Genomic DNA, 16,631 nt, shown 5'->3' with positions numbered 1-16,631 from the left:
GGTGGGTCGTTGACCAATTATATTGTAATATAAAGCCGTCCTAAAAGGACGAGGTTTCTACCCAATTTTCTGATGAATACTTCGGAACCTGCTGTTAAACGTTTTCCCTGTCCTAGCTGCGGGGCTTATTTAGAGTTCAACCCCCAAGCAGGAAAGCTCAAGTGTGCTTACTGCGGCTGGGAAGATGCAATTCCCCAAACTGCTGAAGAGGTAAAGGAGAACTCTTACGAACAATATCTCCAAGTCGATCGCACGACGCTGACAACTTTATCAACAACAGCCCTTGAAGTAAAATGCAATGATTGCGGAGCAAGTGTTACTTTTGAACCGCCGAAAGTAGCGGGTAAATGCCCATTTTGCGCTTCTCCAATTGTGACGCAACCTGCAAAGGCTAGCCCTAGCGTGCACCCAGAGGGAATTGTACCCTTTGAAGTTACTGATAAACAGGCCAGAGAAAGCATTCAGAAGTGGCTCAGCAATCGCTGGTTTGCTCCCTCTGCTTTGAAATCCCTAGCGCAACAGGAGAAAATTCAAGGGGTTTATTTGCCGTTTTGGACTTACGACACTTATACGGTTAGTTACTATAGGGGCGATCGCGGAGAACACTACTACGTAACTGAAACTTATACGGAAACAAACTCGCAGGGCGAAACTGAAACTAAAACTCGCCAAGTGCAACATACCAGGTGGTGGCCTGCTTCTGGCAGAGTCGATCGCTTTTTTGACGATATTCTGATTCCCGCTACAAGTTCGATCGATCGCCCCCGTCTGGATGCGTTAGAACCTTGGCATCTCAAGGAGTCGCTGCGCGCTTACAATTCATCTTATTTAGCTGGGTTTGAAGCGCAGCGATCGCAAGTCTCTCTCACTCAAGGATTTGAATCTGCTAAAAATGTCATGGCCGGTACTATTCACTTCGATGTTTGCAGGAATATTGGTGGCGACGAGCAGCGGGTTCACAGCATTTCCACTGATTACAATGCTATCACTTTTAAGCATATTTTGCTACCTGTGTGGCTGTGCGCCTATCGCTATCAAAACCAGCGATATCAAGTAATGGTTAATGCACGCACCGCTGAAGTTCAAGGCGAACGTCCCTACAGTGTTTGGAAAATTACTGCTGCTGTTGTTAGCGGTGTCGTGCTTGCGGGTGTTATGTACCTATTGTTTACTGGTAATTGGAAATATATCCGTGTTCCCGGTCTGCCTCAGCCCCAGCCCCAACCAACTTCGCTACCTGTACCGAGCCAAAGTTTACCGCCAGTTCCTATTCCCTCTACCGCACCTGTACCGAACAAAAAATTACCGCCAGCGCCTGTTCCCTCTACTGCACCTGTACCGAACAAAAAATTACCGCCAGCCCCTGTTCCCTCTTCACTCTAGTAATTCTGGATGGAGCAGTCACCGGAGGCGGCGGAGGCATCGTCGGTGTAGTAGTCGCGATCGATGTCAGTAAAATTAACTCAATTATTATTTCGTCGGAATCAATAAATTTAATGTAAATCTGCCTTAAGGAGTACACAACAGTGTTTTTAAGTATCTTTTTTAAAATACCTAAATTAAATAGAATAAGCTCTATTTAATTTAGGTGTTGCTTTAAGAATAGATTATGAGTACACTCAATTTAATTGTACTGACGATTTTAATAAAAACCCCTACTTTTTCATAAATAATATATAAAATACGAAATATCGACCTTTAAAAACACCTTCAACAACTGCACTGTATAGCATTTACCACATACAGAGAAAGTGAAATTTTGTAAATATTTTATGTCACAGAATTACACAAATATTTAATTAGTACAACAAACGAAGTTTTAATAACATAATTTGAGTAGCCATTGTATGAATCAAAATCAAATTAAATGGTTGGCCGCCGCTCTAATGCTAATAGACCACATCGGATTGATGCTTGAAGCAGAACCCATGCGTATCATCGGCCGCCTCAGTTTTCCGTTGTTTAGTTGGGTATTTGCTCAAAATTGGAAACGACCGGGGGACAAAAATCCTCTAATTACTCGACTGATATTATTTGGGGTACTTTCTCAAATACCTCATATGTTACTTTTTGGCAATTTACAGTTAAACATCATGTTTAGCTTTGCCGTAGCAGCACTAACTTTGAGCTACATCCGACGCTTCGATCGCAAAATTGCAGTTTTAAGCACAGGTCTAGTAACTGCTCAAATTTTAGGAGTGAGTTACGGCTGGTATGCAGTGGCTTGCCCGCTATTGATGATTAGGTGGAAAGGAGGAGGATCTCGCCTTTGGTGGTTCGGCTGGACTATAGCAAATATCGGATATGCAATTAGTTGCAAAAGCTGGATTCAAATTTTCGCTATATTCGCGCCGCTAGTTCTGGCATACTACGATAGCTCTAAAGACCAAAAACCCACGGCTATAGAAAAAAGATTTTTCTATTATTTTTACCCACTACACCTTGGGGGGCTAGCGGCACTGCGAACAATTGTCTAATTGACACTCCTCGGCCTAAAGGCACGAGGATTCTTGATTCACAGAATCGACTTGCCGATGCAGAATTACTTCAACATCGGTAGCGGTCAATTCTCCACAAGAGTTCGGATCTAAGATCCAAGTTCCGGTGTGTCCCACCGTACTCAATCCCCGACTTAGGATATTTCTAGCGGCGTTCCAATCCCTATCAAGTACGCATCCACACCGACAGGTATGGGTTCGTGTTGATAGACTTTTCTTAACAATTGTTCCGCAGCTAGAGCATTCTTGACTTGTTCCATTGGCTGGTACGGCAATTGTAATTCTTCCGAATACTTTGCCAAAATATTCCAGCCCAACTCGGAACATATACCAAGATGCGTCGTTAATCGATTTTGCTAAACAGTGATTCTTCACCATATTTTTAATCCTCAAGTCTTCGTAGGCTACACAGTCGTTAGACTGGATGACGCATCTTGCCAATTTCACAGCAAAATCTTTGCGCTGTCTACTTATTTTGAGGTGGCGCTTTCCTAGAATCACTCTAGCTTTTCTTCTGTTTTGCGAACCCTTGACTCGTTTTGAAACTCGTCTTTGGGCTTTTTTCAACCTGCGTTCTCCCTTGCGGAGGAATCGCGGATTCTCGACTGCAACACCATTAGAGTCTGTATAGAACTCTTTCAGTCCTACGTCTAACCCGATGGCGTTGCCTGTGACTTCAATCTTTTCAGAGCGGTCAACTTGAACGCAAAACTGGACGTAATATCCGTCTGCCCGCCTCACCAAGCGCACTCGCTTGATCTGACGGAGCTGATAGAAATGTAAGTCGCGAGTTCCTTTTAATTTGAGTTTCCCGATTCCGTTCTTATCGGTAAAAGTGATAGATTTCCGATCATTAGCTAGACGCCATCCCGTAGTCTTGTATTCGACCGAACGGTTGTCTTTCTGGAACTGTGGAAATCCCTTTTTTCCTGGGACTTTCTTTTTACAGTTGTCGTAGAATCGGGAGATCGCCGACCATGCTCTTTCTGAGCTAGATTGCCGAGCCATGCTGTTCAAGTCATCGCAAAACGTCCATTCTTTAGCTAAAACAGCGCTATACTTGTTCAAGGCGTATTTATCGACTTTTTCGTTTTCCATCCAAAAGCGCAATGCTTTGTTTCGGATGAACTGCACCGTTCTAATTGCTTCGTCTACAGCGTCAAATTGCTGCTTTTTGCCGTATGCTTTAAACTCGAAAACAAGCATGACTTCGACCTAATCACGATAGTCTTATGCTAACAGACTTGGCTTAATACTCCGAATTATTCACAAAATTTTACAACTACAAGTATGTCGCGTATCCCCGATGCTGGAAGAAAGCCGTCCTAGAAGGACGGGGTTTTAAACCCATTTTTTTGATAAGACTGCGGATTCTAATTAGTTGATTGTTGATTTTTTATTTAAACGAAGTACAACCGCGTCTCTGAGCGATCGCCCCCTGAAAAGCGCGATCGCTTGCTAAACTGTATTGCCAACATTCAATTGACCGAGGCGCTTCAAAATAGTCAGCACACTGTACAAATCATTCCCCGGATTGAAAAGGTAAAACTTCCGAGAAAAAGCGTACTGTGCTTTTTCCCGCTTAACTAACTTGACAAATAGAAAATCTGCCCCATTCATTAACAATCCGTAAGTAGGTCGATCGCTATTCAGATTAGCTAACATATAAGCTAGTAACTGCGGAATCCCTACTTCCAAAGAAAACGCCGCTTGCTTGGACTCGATAACCACTACCCAAAACTCCTGAAACAAAGCCAAAACATCCAACTGTCCCCTCACTATACTTCCCTCGTCTTCGTCAACAATTTCTACAGACTTTTCTGAAGTAACGTGAAAAGGAGCAAGATAAAAGTCAGCTAAATCCAAAAACGGAGAAAGCACTACCATTTTGACTGTATTTTCTAGAAGTGGGGGACGTTTGAGCAAATTCCTGTAACTTGCCTTCACTCTGTCCAGCCGCTGTTTTTCATAATCGCTGATTTCTGGCAAATCATCTTGCCACTCGCGAAAGAATTGGTCATCCTCAACCCACTCAATTTTGAAGTTGGTTTCCAAATCGTTCAACGCGACATTTCTAGCTTGAATTGTTTGGGCCATAAAATTAAGCAATTCATCCAAATCTGCTCTTAATTTATGATAGCAATAATTGCTAAATTTCCGTTAATTCCGTTTACTAAGACACTTAAGGTCAAACCCGCATTCCGGCAAGTCCGGCAAGTCCGCATTCCGGCAAGTCCGGCAAGGGTTGAAACAAGAGCCTCAAAGCACAAGTCCTCGCTATGAGGACTGATGAGTTATTCAGTCCTCATAGCGAGGACTTGCGCTATGAGACAGGGAATTCATTCCCTGGCGAACTTTCGGGCTAAGCCGACACCTCCAAGCACAGCCGTGTCCCTACAGATTTCCCAAAAAAATGTAACGAGTTGTAAAGTATAATTAAACCGAAGCGAACACAGAGGCCAAGTAGTATCAAATGCGAGTTGCGATCGCCGGAGCAGGCTTAGCAGGACTTTCCTGCGCTAAATATCTTACCGACGCGGGCCACACCCCCATCCTCCTAGAAAGTCGGGACGTACTCGGCGGCAAAGTTGCCGCCTGGAAAGATGCAGACGGCGACTGGTACGAAACCGGCCTCCACATCTTCTTCGGCGCATACCCGAATATGCTCCAACTCTTCAAAGAACTTGACATCGAAGACCGGCTGCAATGGAAAGAGCACTCGATGATTTTCAATCAGCCGGAAACCCCCGGAACCTATTCCCGCTTTGACTTTCCCGACCTTCCGGCTCCCTTCAACGGCGTCGCAGCCATCTTGAGCAACAACGATATGCTCACCTGGCCGGAAAAAATCCGCTTCGGTATAGGTTTGATTCCGGCGATGCTTCAGGGTCAAAACTATGTCGAAGCAATGGACAAATACTCGTTCTCCGACTGGCTCAAAAAGCAAAACGTCCCCCCCAGAGTCGAAAAAGAAGTATTCATCGCCATGTCCAAGGCGCTCAACTTCATCGACCCCCACGAAATATCTGCAACCATACTGCTGACAGCCCTCAACCGCTTCTTGCAAGAGAAAAACGGCTCGAAAATGGCCTTTTTAGACGGTTCCCCCACAGAAAGGTTGTGTCAGCCGATGGTAGACTACATAACTGAGCGCGGCGGCGAAGTACGGCTGAATGCACCCATCAAGGAGTTTTTGCTCAACGATGACAACACGGTGCGCGGCTTCCACATTCGGGGAGTAAAAGGGGCAGAGTCAGAAATTCTGACGGCCGATATTTACGTTTCCGCGATGCCGGTTGACCCGCTCAAGTTGATGATGCCGAAACCTTGGGGCGAAATGGATTATTTCAAACAGCTCGAAGGCTTGGAGGGAGTACCCGTCATTAATGTACACTTGTGGTTCGATCGCAAATTAACTGAAATCGACCATTTGCTGTTCTCGCGATCGCCCCTGCTGAGCGTCTACGCCGACATGAGCAACACCTGCCGCGAATATGCCAACCCAGACAAATCCATGCTGGAACTGGTTTTAGCACCGGCCAAAGACTGGATCGGCAAATCTGACGAAGATATCGTCGCAGCCACAATGGTCGAGTTAGAAAAACTCTTTCCCGATCAAATCCCAGAACCAGCCAAACTGCTCAAATATCACGTAGTCAAAACCCCTCGTTCCGTCTACAAAGCCACTCCCGGACGCCAGCAGTGCCGTCCCACACAAACAACTCCCATTAGCAATTTCTATCTAACGGGGGATTATACGATGCAGCGTTATCTTGCGAGTATGGAAGGTGCCGTGCTTTCTGGTAAGCTGACAGCGCAGGCTATTTCAACGGCCAATAACCAATGAAAAATTAAGAATTTTTCATAAAGACGTAAAAAATCTCCCGTTTTCTAAACGGGGGAAAATCAGTTCTAATCTTTAAATTTCTTATTCTCGGATGCTGCAACTGTCAAAACTCCAGTGCATGAGAACTCTGGCTTCTGTGGATGACTCCTACGAACTGTGCCGCCAAGTCACCGCGAGTTATGCCAAAAATTTTTATTTAGGCACTCAACTCATGCCCGAAGCCAAGCGTCGGGCGATTTGGGCGATTTACGTCTGGTGCCGCCGCACCGACGAACTCGTAGACGGGCCAGGCGCTGCTGCCACAACCCCTGAAACCCTGGATTTGTGGGAAAAACGCTTGGAATCGGTGTTTGCAGGCCACCCCCACGACGACTACGACGTAGCGTTGGTGGATACCCTGTCTCGTTTCCCGATCGACATTCAGCCGTTTCGAGAGATGATTGCGGGCCAGCAAATGGACTTGTACCGCAGCCGCTACGAAACTTTTGAAGAGCTCAATCTTTACTGTTATCGAGTAGCGGGTACTGTAGGGCTGATGTCGATGTCTGTCATGGGTGTAGGCGAATCGAGCTCCGCTGCTAACTGGAATTGGCACTGGGGGAATAAAATTCCCAAAGAAGAAGCGATAGCCCTGGGTATTGCCAAGCAGTTGACTAATATTCTGCGCGATGTCGGAGAAGACGCCCGCCGCGGCCGCATTTACATTCCCTTAGAAGACTTAGCCTTGTTTAACTACACCGAAGAAGATTTATTCAACGGTGTAATTGACAACCGCTGGCGGGAATTGATGCGGTTTCAAATTCAGCGAGCTCGCAAATTATACGCCAGCGCCGAGCCCGGAATTAAAGTGCTCAGTCCCGATATCCGCTGGACAGTTTGGGCGGCTACAATGCTTTACAGCAGAATCTTAAATGCGATCGAACGCAATCAGTACGATGTTTTCCAGAAGCGGGCTTATGTTAGCAATTCTCAGAAACTGCTGTGTCTCCCCGCCGCTTGGATGAAGTCAAAAGTGCTTTAACCGCAGGCAATTTTGCTGGCGATTCGGCAACGGGTAAGGGGTATTTGTCAAGTTACAAATTATATGATGTCCAGCAAATTGCATATGAGGTTTGTGGGGATGCGCTAGTGCCGTGTCCCTAACTTTGTTAGGTTAACTTAAGTCAATTTATAAGTCAAATTAGTGGAGTAGCGGGCGGAATTTTCAATTGGGCGATCGAACTTTCCAACAATTGCTTTTCCTGCTGGAGTTTTGCTTCTAAATTTTGAATTTGTTCTCGGCGGGCTTCAACTTCAATCAAGCGGCGAGACAATTCTTGACTCTGCAAAGTGAGAGATTGCCTCCAATCTTCTGCTTTCTGGGCTTCTTGCTGCAAAAAATCGGGAGTAAAGCCTGTTGTTAAATATTTCTCAACTAATTGTAGTACCCAGTTTGTAGCTGCTTGAATATTTACAACCTGGTTATTTTCGCCAATATCTGCTAATACTAGCATCCCTTCATTTAAAACATTAGGTGCCGAGTTAATTGGATTTTGAGCAAAATCTGGCGGTAGAGTCAAGACAGTTTCTTCAAAAAGCATAGCCCAAGTATCCTCAGCATTTTGGCAAGCCAGCAATTGCAGACTTATCTCGCCTAAAATTTCCTGATTTTGTACTTGGGCTAAATATAACATGAGGGTAATAAGTGATTGCTTATTAGTTATTCATAACTGGTAATGGGTAAAAACAGCTATCCGTGTATCCGTGCATTCGGCGTCCTGCTATTGGTAATTGATAATTGTAGGATTTGCGATATCCTAGGGGCGGGTTTTACAAACAATTTATGCTTGAAACTAACTATCTCGTAAACCCGCCCCGGCCACAGTCAACAGTCAACAGTCAACTGTCAACTGTCAACTCTTAAAACAACTTTAGCCGATCGCGCAAAATCTCAGCTTGTTTTTCGGCTTCCGCCAAAGCATCCCTCGCCCCCTGAACCACATCAGGAGTAGCCTTATCCACAAACTTCTGATTAGTCAAGCGCGCCGCAGTATGCTTAATTTCAGCTTCCACCTTGCTCAACTTCTTCTCTAATTTAGCACGCAAAGCGGCCAAATCCACGACCCCAGCCAGAGGAATCAATACTTGCACAGTACCGACAACCCCGGCAATTGACCCCCCTTGCCCCCCATTCCCAAGCGGGGATTCTGCATCCAAACTAGCAGTTACGGTCAGATTTTCGACTTTTGCCAAATCCTGAATGTAAACGCTTCCATCTGAGATTATTTGGCGTTCTTTCTCGCTTTCGCTTTGCAAAATCGCCGTCACCTTCACACTCGGTTTGATATCAGCATCGGCGCGCAAATTGCGAATAGTGCGAATAGTACCAAACAATAACTCAAATTGCTGTTCTAACTCTGGATCAATTAGCGAGATATCGGCTTCAGGATAAGCTTGCAAAGCCAAACATCGATCGTCACCTGTTTGAGTCAGAGTGTGCCAAATCTCCTCAGTAATGTGCGGCATAAAAGGATGCAGCAGTTTCAGAATCCCTTCCAACACAAAAGCAAAAGTTTGCTGTGCCACTTTCTTAGAATTTGGTTCAGCATCCTGCTGCAAGCGAGACTTGACTAACTCAATATACCAGTCACAGAAATCGCCCCAGATAAACTCATAAAGTCCCTTCGCTGCTTCCCCCAAACCGTAATTTTCCAAACAATTGCGGCTTTCTTGCACAACTTGATAATAGCGAGACAGAATCCAGCGATCGCACAATTCCAAACCACCTCCCCCAGAAGGACTTCCCAACTGCTGCGGCGTCTGTCCCTCCAAATTCATCATCACAAACCTGGCCGCATTCCACAACTTATTCGTGAAGTTCCGGGAAGCTTCCACTGATTTCGATTCATCAGTTTTGCGATCGTACTCCATGCGAATATTTTGACCGGCCCCAACCACTTCCTTAACCAAAGTGTAGCGCAAAGCATCAGTACCGTACTTGCCAATCAACAGCAGCGGGTCGATACCGTTGTTTTTACTCTTAGACATTTTCTGACCGTTTTCATCCAACACTAAACCGTGAATGTAAACAGTATCAAAAGGCATCTTTCCCGTAAAATGTCCTGCCATCATCGTCATTCTAGCAACCCAGAAAAAGATGATATCAAAACCAGTAACCAAAGTAGTTGTCGGATAGTAAAACTCCAAATCTTTAGTTTCGTCCGGCCATCCCAGAGTTGAGAAAGGCCACAAACCGGACGAAAACCAAGTATCCAATACGTCGGGATCTCTTGCTAGCTGCACGTCATTACCAAATTTAGCCGTTGCTTTTTCCTTAGCTTCAGCTTCAGTTTTCGCAACTATAAAAGGTGTTGTATCAGTAATTTCTCCTTGGGTTTCGCTAACAGCATACCAAGCCGGAATTTGGTGTCCCCACCACAATTGTCTGGAGATACACCAATCCTTTAGCTTCACCAACCAATCGCGATAAACCTTTGTCCATCTGTCAGGAACCAAGACTGGTGAGTTACTTTGATCTAATGCTTCTAAAGCGCGTTGAGAAAGAGGATCTATCTTCACAAACCATTGCGTAGATATCAACGGTTCGACCGCAACTTTGCCACGTTCGCTGTAGGGAACTGTATGCTTGTAATCTTCTATTTTAACCAAAACCCCGTCAGTTTCTAACCGCTGCACCACATTTTTCCTGGCAACAAATCGGTCTTGTCCCTGGAACTCTCCGGCATTTTCATTTAAACTGCCGTCCTTATTCATGATGTTAATAAACGGCAAATTATGACGCTTACCCATCTCGAAGTCATTCGGATCGTGGGCGGGTGTCACCTTGACACAACCAGTTCCGAAAGTCGGATCGACAAACTCATCAGCAATGATTGGAATTTCGCGATTCACGATCGGCAAAGTCACAGTTTTACCGATAAGATGTTTGTAGCGATCGTCCTGTGGATTCACAGCCACCCCAGTATCACCCAACATCGTTTCCGGCCGAGTCGTCGCCACCTCCAAATAACCAGAACCGTCCGTCAAAGGATAGCGGAAATGCCACAAATGGCCTTCAACTTCCTGCTGGTCTACCTCCAAATCCGACACAGCAGACTGACTAGCCGGACACCAATTCACCAGGTAATTGCCGCGATAAATCAGCCCCTCATCGTACAGACGCACAAACGCTTCTAAAACCGCAGCGGATAAGCCTTCATCCATCGTAAAGCGTTCACGCGACCAATCGACAGACACGCCCAAACTGCGTAATTGATTAGTAATAGTATTGCCCGATTCCGCTTTCCACTCCCAGGCCCGTTCCAAGAATTTTTCTCTACCTAAATCGTGGCGAGTTTTGCCTTCTGCTTTGAGTTGCTTTTCGAGAATAGTTTGAACTGCGATGCTAGCATGATCCGTTCCCGGCAACCACAGGGTATTGCGTCCAGTCATGCGGTGATAGCGGACGAGGACATCAATCAGCGTCTCTTCAAAAGCGTGTCCCATGTGGAGGCTGCCGGTCACGTTGGGCGGCGGGATGACGACGCAGTAAGGTTCGCCGCCGGCTTCTGGGTCAGCTTTGAAGGTTTGGTTGTCTTCCCAGTATTTTTGCCACTTGGCTTCGGTGGCTTGGGGGTCGTATTGGGGGGGTAGGTTTGCGGTCATGGTGGCTTGAGAGTTTGATCTTATTTAAGATTGTGCCATAGAAGGGAGGAGAAGAGTTTTGAACCGCATCCGCGTCAGAGGCAGAGGGAAGAGCGATATTCAAGGCGGGGCGGGTTTACGTTAAAATGAAGGTAAAATTAAAAGGTTTGATGGCATTATGAATGTAGCAGCACTTCGACATCAAATCGATCGATGGCTCGATCGACTCTCTCCAGAACATCTGGCATTAGTTGCGAGTTTTATAGAGTTTCTAAGCCAAAAGCAACGTCAGGGGGTAATCATTTCGCAAAATAATCTGCCAGAGGTTTTCTCAGCAGAAATCCCAGAGATGCCTCCTGCTAATTCTTTTAGTATTCCAGAACCCTCAGAAATTGACGGAGAGGGCCAATCTAAAGCAGCGCTTCTACAAGATTTTCGGCAAGCTTGGCACGAAGCCATGACTGGGCAAACCATTTCGGTTGCTCAAATGTGGGAAGGAATTGAAAATGACTGACTTGCCCTTAATTCAAGTTATAGTTTCACCAACCTTCAATCGCAATTTACGCACTCTTGCAAAAAAATACCGCAGCATTCGCAATGATATTCAACCCATTATCGAACAACTCACACGGGGAGAACTGCCAGGAGATCGAATTGCTGGAGTCGGTTATGCAGTCTTCAAGTTGAGAGTCCGAAATAGCGACACTCAAAAAGGTAAAAGTGGTGGATACCGTTTAATTTACTACGTCCAAACAGCAACGGGAATCATTTTGCTGACCCTTTACGCCAAATCCGAACAAGTCGATATTGCAGCAGAGGATATTCAGAACATTATTACAGAATACGAGCAGCAGCAGAGCGAAGATCGAGAGGATATCTAAGAGTTTGGGAATCTTGCGCCGTCGAATATGAGGTTTCGACATCTTCAGTGGTAAAATCCTTTTAATATCTTATTTGACAGAAATCCCTAATCCACAACCCGCCTTCTCTGGGAGAAAGCCACGATTTTGCCGAGCGACTGTTTTTTTGCATTAGTCCTACTGGTAAGCTGTTCGGCATTTAAAAGACTATAGTAGGGTGCGGAGCGTACATAAGCGTTTCCCTTGAAAGCGTAAGTGTTATAACTGACGCACCCTACAAGCCTCGTTAGTGTTTTAAATGCTCCACAGCTTAAAACAAATTGCAATAATTAAGAATCGCAATGAATAACAGTTATCAAACTCCAGGAATTGCGTTTTTTGTTCTCAAACTCAAACAAAAATTTCTAGTTTGTAGGCGGGATTTAACATCGTCTAGCAACACGGGCTACTGCTAGACCTCGATTATTTCACCTCCTTATAATCCACCCCATAACTCGTATCTCTCCCCGACAAATACGTAGTTTTCCCGGTTAAAGTCTCCAGAGTTTTTTTCGTTTCAGCCGAAGTAATCGAATTCAGAGGTACGCCGAACTTGCTAGCCAAACCAGCCGCCACGCCTACACCTTGTCCTTGATAAATATTCACCGTCGCAATTCGCCCGACGGATACAGCCATACCCACATAACCCGACGATCGCCCGACAATGGCTAAATTCTTGACTTTGCTAGCCAAAGCGCTTTCTATGCCGAAATTATACACTGGCAGCGGCGGAATTCTCGCAGATAAATTCTTGACTCCGCCCCGCATATCGAAATCGTAGGAAAAACTGCCGATCGACTTTCCGGGTACTGTTCCTCCTTTGATAATCTCCTTCCCCGTCAGCGGATCTACCACATCGCGAACGTTCAAACTTTGCCTGATATAAATCTCGTCTGGAAGAAATACTCTCACGTCTTTACCAGACTTCTTTTGTAGCCAGTATTGGAGATGTGACATTTCTTTAATCATTTCAGGAGTCGGTTTTCTGCCGTTAGCTTCCATCTTCATGATTTGGTCAACTTGGTATTTAAACAGAAACCCGTTCCAGGAAAGCACATTTTTGTTATAAACGCAGACATTGCCTTTATCAAAAAAGAATCCTTTATTTTGACTGAAGGGCAGATTTCTGTCTATGTGATACGCTGCACCTATAGCTACACTTCTGATGTCGTAGCCGTCTGTATATGGCTGATAAATCGTACTCCAGAAATTCCTCATCCAGAATTTTGTACTAGCCGGATCTTTAGATTTTGTAATGCTCTCTTTAATCTTTTTTACCAAAAGCCGATTGTATAGAATGTCATCTTCTATTCTGCGGAATTCGGACATCGTTATACCTGTAATTCTCGGAACTATAGAGACAGCTAAAGTTTCATTTTTGGATTTTATATTTTGAGATTCATATCCTGTATAATAAGATAATCCGGCTTTCCTGGCTAATTCCGCGTCTTGAGTTACGTCAATAAAAGAGTTGGCTTTAATTCTTAAGGTGCTGCCTTTTACTTCGGCATATTCGATTTTTTTATCTACGACGTGGGGAGTAAGAGTTGAGTTGGAAATAACTCTGACTTTTGCTGCTGAAAGCATTTGCCTGAGAGCTTGATCTGCCCTTTTTGGATCTAAGCAAGATTCGGGCGCATTCGCTTTATCTAAGAATTCCTTAAAACATTGGGCGTAGGGTTGGCGATACCAACCGGGGATTTTATCTACATCGATGTAAGCTAAACCGCCGCGGGTGAGTAAGCCGCCCAAAGGTGCTCTTCCGTAGTTCGATCGCACGATCGCAACTTTGCCCTTTGCGCCTAAAGTTTTCTTCGCCCATATCGCTGCACATATCCCCGGTACTTCATCACCATATACTACTACATCGAACGTTTGCTCCGGTGATTTTTTGGGAGGTACCGGAGGCGGGCTGCTGGATTTTTGCTGCAGAGTTCCATTGTCTAAAGTGGCACTTGCTGGGTTTCTATTTGCGATATAATTTTCTATTTCTCTGAAAGCCGGATAATTCAGTAAAAGTTTTAGGGCGGCAAAGATGATTGCAATTGAAGCTAGTTTCTTGAAAGTAGAGAGCATTCAGTTGACTCGTGGATAAATTTGCAATACCTGATAGGGAAGTTCAGGGTTTACGGAGTTGAATATAGCACGTTTAGATAATTTCGACACAGTTTTAAATTTTCCGGGAACCGTGGTAAACGAATCTTCTCAACCCAAACCTGGTGATGCTGTCCTTGGCAGCCAAAATGCTACAATTACATCAATCACCAATTGAAACATAAAAAACATGACTTTTGAGGCGGTTTTAAATCTTGTTAAGCACTTGTCTCTAGCCGAAAAGTTACGATTGATTAAGTGGATAGTTCCTGAAATAGAACGAGAATTAGTTGTTGGGCAGACTCCCCGCAAATCATTGTGGGGTTTATGTGCTGACTTGGGAATTGCACCTTCTGCCGCTGAAATAGATGAAGTTCGCAGCGAAGAATGGGCGAATTTCCCAAGGGAGGATTTCTAATGCTGCGTGCTGTAGCGGATACTCATGCTGTGATCTGGTATATCTTTGCCGATTCGCGAATTTCGGTGACTGCTAGAACGACAATAGAACAGATAGCTGCCGAAGGAAATCAGGTGGCTTTTTCATCAATTACATTAGCAGAAATTGTCTATCTGAGTGAGAGAGGGCGGATTAATTCAACTACTCTCGATCTATTATTGAGAGAAGTTGAGAGCGATGATGCCTTATTGGTTGAAATTCCTTTTGATCGCAATATAGCTTTGACTTTAAGGCAAGTTGACCGATCGCAAATTCCCGATTTACCCGATCGCATTATTGCTGCTACTGCTTTGTATCTTAATGTACCCGTTATTAGTCGCGATCGCCGGATTCAATTATCTAGTATAGACACAATTTGGTAAATCTGAGTCACTCAACGCAAGTTTAACTTTTCCGGCAACTGTTGTTAGCGGTTTTGCCTGTGTTACTGGTTTGGGAGGGCTATTGATGTGGGTAAGGATGGTGGGTGCGAGCCTATCTCAGATATCTGGTGTCGGGAAGGGCGATGGGTTACAATAATTTAAGAACAACAATTGAGTCACCTTAAACATACAGAAAAAATGGAAAAAGTTTTTGTACATCCTGAATGTCCTTTTTCAGCAAACACATTTAACTTATTGGCACAATTTTATGAAAACCCAAGCTCAGATTTTTACATAGCACACAAAAAAGATTTTTTGAAGTATGTTGAAAATCCCTTGAAATATATTTTAAGCCAGGTCGAAGAGCTGTTACCTGATATTATAAAAAAATATATAAATATCAAGTGGGAGCAATTTGGAGAAATCGTTGAAACAAAAGGTTTACAATCAGTAGCTTACAGTGTGTCTTTGGGTTATGGAGATATCAATTATATAGATAATGCTCGCCTAGTGCTAAGATTTGATAACCAAGACTTAACTTTTGGTTTGTGTGCCGAATTTAACGATATTGATGTTTTGAGAGATAATTATGAAAGCAATTATATAAATGACCCATTGGCAATCGATATCCTTAAACGTTATAATCTTCCTAATCAATATCATTGCTATTTAACCAACCAAATAATTCGTTGTAATTACCCTGTGCATGAATATCGTCTGACAATAATGAAACCTCAAAAATGTATTTATGAATTATTAGAAAGTATTATTTCTTTAGTTGCCAAACAAACACTAAAATTTGACGGTCAGCATAAAATTACTAACATTCAGGTTGCTAGATCGCTTGAAGCAGAAGAAGTATTAGGATATTCTGCACAACAGTTAATTCAGATAATAGCACAAACGTTTAAAAAAGTATTTCCATTATTTGTGATTTCAAATCTGTACGACAATGATTTACCTCTTCTTATAAGTCAATTTTTTTCAGTATATGAAAAGGAATTTAATCCAGTATATCAACTAGAAAAAATTTCCGAAACTACTGGTTTTCAAACAACCCAACTAACCCAATGGATACACACCATTAACCGCAAAGGCCAAACCATCATCCAAGGCCCCCCCGGAACCGGAAAAACCTTCCTCGCTCAAAAACTCGCCCAACACTTAGTCGGTGGCGGTGACGGTTTCTCAGACATTATCCAATTTCATCCAGCTTATACTTATGAAGACTTTATTCAAGGCATCCGTCCCCAAAGTCAAGATGGGCAATTAACTTATCCAATAGTTCCCGGTAGGTTCCTAGAATTCTGCGAAAAAGCCGAAGTCTGTGAAGACACTTGTGTTCTCATTATTGATGAAATTAATCGCGCAAATTTATCTCAAGTCTTTGGCGAGTTAATGTATTTGCTTGATGACCGCGATCGCACTGTTAAACTAGCCAGCGGTAAACTATTTAGAATCCCTAAAAATGTCCGCATTATCGGCACAATGAACACCGCAGACCGTTCTATTGCCTTAGTCGATAACGCACTCCGCCGCCGCTTCGCATTCATTCCTGTCTATCCAAACTATGAAGTGCTGCGACAGTATCACCACAGAGAGAAAACAGATTTCCCAGTTGATAAATTAACTAGCATTCTAGAAAATGTCAATCGCGCAATTAACAACAAACACTATCAACTAGGCATCTCCTTCTTTTTGACAAAAACCTTAGCTGAAGATATCCAAGACATTTGGCAAATGGAAATCGAGCCATACCTCGAAGAATACTTCTTTGATAACCAGGCAAAAATGGATGAATTTCTCTGGGATAAAATCAAATATCAATTCAGCACTTGATAATCTAACGCT

The 16,631-nt window shown here is 44.0% G+C and carries 14 protein-coding genes; 9 read left to right on the top strand and 5 right to left on the bottom strand.

Annotation, left to right across the window (positions count from 1 at the left end; genetic code table 11):
• Positions 1 to 72: 72 nt before the first annotated feature.
• Together QUB14_RS04660 and QUB14_RS04655 are read left to right on the top strand one after the other, a co-directional pair.
• Positions 73 to 1,383, top strand: coding sequence for a hypothetical protein (locus tag QUB14_RS04660; RefSeq protein WP_333214525.1), 1,311 nt, complete (start codon positions 73 to 75; stop codon positions 1,381 to 1,383).
• Between the two features lie 464 nt (positions 1,384 to 1,847).
• Entirely contained in the window at positions 1,848 to 2,477 is a 630-nt protein-coding gene (locus QUB14_RS04655) for a TraX family protein (protein ID WP_333214527.1), read from the top strand.
• Positions 2,478 to 2,492: 15 nt separating this feature from the next.
• On the opposite strand, the gene QUB14_RS04650 is transcribed toward QUB14_RS04655, so the two are convergent.
• The gene (locus tag QUB14_RS04650) at positions 2,493 to 3,704 is read right to left on the bottom strand and encodes a transposase (protein ID WP_333214529.1); all 1,212 of its coding nucleotides are present in this window, start codon (positions 3,702 to 3,704) and stop codon (positions 2,493 to 2,495) included.
• Between the two features lie 252 nt (positions 3,705 to 3,956).
• Positions 3,957 to 4,595 (bottom strand): restriction endonuclease subunit R, encoded by a 639-nt coding sequence (locus QUB14_RS04645; RefSeq protein ID WP_333214531.1) that lies wholly within the window; start codon positions 4,593 to 4,595, stop codon positions 3,957 to 3,959.
• A gap of 376 nt (positions 4,596 to 4,971) precedes the next feature.
• Here QUB14_RS04645 and pds point away from each other — a divergent pair, with 376 nt between their 5' ends.
• Positions 4,972 to 6,345 carry a 15-cis-phytoene desaturase gene (gene pds / locus QUB14_RS04640; RefSeq protein WP_006632784.1) on the top strand — a complete coding sequence of 458 codons (1,374 nt, stop codon included), beginning with the start codon at positions 4,972 to 4,974 and terminating at the stop codon, positions 6,343 to 6,345.
• Positions 6,346 to 6,436: 91 nt separating this feature from the next.
• Positions 6,437 to 7,366, top strand: coding sequence for a 15-cis-phytoene synthase CrtB (crtB, locus tag QUB14_RS04635; RefSeq protein WP_333214533.1), 930 nt, complete (start codon positions 6,437 to 6,439; stop codon positions 7,364 to 7,366).
• A gap of 154 nt (positions 7,367 to 7,520) precedes the next feature.
• Here crtB and QUB14_RS04630 read toward each other — a convergent pair whose 3' ends face one another.
• Both QUB14_RS04630 and QUB14_RS04625 read right to left on the bottom strand, forming a co-directional pair.
• Positions 7,521 to 8,018, bottom strand: a complete 498-nt coding sequence (locus QUB14_RS04630; protein WP_333214535.1) for a hypothetical protein — start codon at positions 8,016 to 8,018, stop codon at positions 7,521 to 7,523.
• 226 nt (positions 8,019 to 8,244) lie between these two features.
• Complete coding sequence (locus QUB14_RS04625; protein ID WP_333214537.1) at positions 8,245 to 10,989, bottom strand: valine--tRNA ligase; 2,745 nt, start codon at positions 10,987 to 10,989, stop codon at positions 8,245 to 8,247.
• 157 nt (positions 10,990 to 11,146) lie between these two features.
• Between QUB14_RS04625 and QUB14_RS04620 the strand changes: the two genes are divergently transcribed.
• Together QUB14_RS04620 and QUB14_RS04615 are read left to right on the top strand one after the other, a co-directional pair.
• Positions 11,147 to 11,482 (top strand): hypothetical protein, encoded by a 336-nt coding sequence (locus tag QUB14_RS04620; protein WP_333214539.1) that lies wholly within the window; start codon positions 11,147 to 11,149, stop codon positions 11,480 to 11,482.
• Positions 11,475 to 11,849: a type II toxin-antitoxin system RelE/ParE family toxin gene (locus QUB14_RS04615; RefSeq protein ID WP_333214541.1), complete on the top strand. Its 375-nt coding sequence runs from the start codon at positions 11,475 to 11,477 to the stop codon at positions 11,847 to 11,849. The genes QUB14_RS04620 and QUB14_RS04615 overlap by 8 nt, the downstream gene beginning before the upstream one ends.
• Before the next feature lie 441 nt (positions 11,850 to 12,290).
• Here the strand turns inward: QUB14_RS04615 and QUB14_RS04610 are convergent, their stop codons facing one another.
• Positions 12,291 to 13,943, bottom strand: coding sequence for an FAD-dependent oxidoreductase (locus tag QUB14_RS04610; RefSeq protein ID WP_333214543.1), 1,653 nt, complete (start codon positions 13,941 to 13,943; stop codon positions 12,291 to 12,293).
• Positions 13,944 to 14,151: 208 nt separating this feature from the next.
• Between QUB14_RS04610 and QUB14_RS04605 the strand changes: the two genes are divergently transcribed.
• From QUB14_RS04605 to QUB14_RS04595, 3 genes are all read left to right on the top strand, one after another.
• Positions 14,152 to 14,379 carry a hypothetical protein gene (locus QUB14_RS04605; protein ID WP_333214545.1) on the top strand — a complete coding sequence of 76 codons (228 nt, stop codon included), beginning with the start codon at positions 14,152 to 14,154 and terminating at the stop codon, positions 14,377 to 14,379.
• Positions 14,379 to 14,780 carry a type II toxin-antitoxin system VapC family toxin gene (locus QUB14_RS04600; protein ID WP_333214547.1) on the top strand — a complete coding sequence of 134 codons (402 nt, stop codon included), beginning with the start codon at positions 14,379 to 14,381 and terminating at the stop codon, positions 14,778 to 14,780. Before QUB14_RS04605 ends, QUB14_RS04600 begins: the two co-directional genes overlap by 1 nt.
• Positions 14,781 to 14,978: 198 nt before the next feature.
• Positions 14,979 to 16,619: an AAA family ATPase gene (locus tag QUB14_RS04595; protein ID WP_333214549.1), complete on the top strand. Its 1,641-nt coding sequence runs from the start codon at positions 14,979 to 14,981 to the stop codon at positions 16,617 to 16,619.
• Positions 16,620 to 16,631: the final 12 nt, after the last annotated feature.

Origin of the sequence: Microcoleus sp. B3-D2, from assembly GCF_036705345.1 — a bacterium.
Taxonomy (GTDB): domain Bacteria; phylum Cyanobacteriota; class Cyanobacteriia; order Cyanobacteriales; family Microcoleaceae; genus Microcoleus.
This window is presented reverse-complemented; position numbering and strand designations above follow the sequence as displayed.

What these genes read in the sequence shown, in the direction of transcription:
- QUB14_RS04620 (WP_333214539.1), top strand. Translation starts at nt 11,147, where the DNA reads ATGAATGTAGCAGCACTTCGACATCAAATCGATCGATGGCTCGATCGA.
- QUB14_RS04600 (WP_333214547.1), top strand. Translation starts at nt 14,379, where the DNA reads ATGCTGCGTGCTGTAGCGGATACTCATGCTGTGATCTGGTATATCTTT.
- crtB (WP_333214533.1), top strand. Translation starts at nt 6,437, where the DNA reads ATGCTGCAACTGTCAAAACTCCAGTGCATGAGAACTCTGGCTTCTGTG.
- QUB14_RS04655 (WP_333214527.1), top strand. Translation starts at nt 1,848, where the DNA reads ATGAATCAAAATCAAATTAAATGGTTGGCCGCCGCTCTAATGCTAATA.
- QUB14_RS04660 (WP_333214525.1), top strand. Translation starts at nt 73, where the DNA reads ATGAATACTTCGGAACCTGCTGTTAAACGTTTTCCCTGTCCTAGCTGC.
- pds (WP_006632784.1), top strand. Translation starts at nt 4,972, where the DNA reads ATGCGAGTTGCGATCGCCGGAGCAGGCTTAGCAGGACTTTCCTGCGCT.
- QUB14_RS04610 (WP_333214543.1), bottom strand. Translation starts at nt 13,943, where the DNA reads ATGCTCTCTACTTTCAAGAAACTAGCTTCAATTGCAATCATCTTTGCC.
- QUB14_RS04650 (WP_333214529.1), bottom strand. Translation starts at nt 3,704, where the DNA reads ATGCTTGTTTTCGAGTTTAAAGCATACGGCAAAAAGCAGCAATTTGAC.
- QUB14_RS04630 (WP_333214535.1), bottom strand. Translation starts at nt 8,018, where the DNA reads ATGTTATATTTAGCCCAAGTACAAAATCAGGAAATTTTAGGCGAGATA.
- QUB14_RS04625 (WP_333214537.1), bottom strand. Translation starts at nt 10,989, where the DNA reads ATGACCGCAAACCTACCCCCCCAATACGACCCCCAAGCCACCGAAGCC.
- QUB14_RS04615 (WP_333214541.1), top strand. Translation starts at nt 11,475, where the DNA reads ATGACTGACTTGCCCTTAATTCAAGTTATAGTTTCACCAACCTTCAAT.
- QUB14_RS04605 (WP_333214545.1), top strand. Translation starts at nt 14,152, where the DNA reads ATGACTTTTGAGGCGGTTTTAAATCTTGTTAAGCACTTGTCTCTAGCC.
- QUB14_RS04595 (WP_333214549.1), top strand. Translation starts at nt 14,979, where the DNA reads ATGGAAAAAGTTTTTGTACATCCTGAATGTCCTTTTTCAGCAAACACA.
- QUB14_RS04645 (WP_333214531.1), bottom strand. Translation starts at nt 4,595, where the DNA reads ATGGCCCAAACAATTCAAGCTAGAAATGTCGCGTTGAACGATTTGGAA.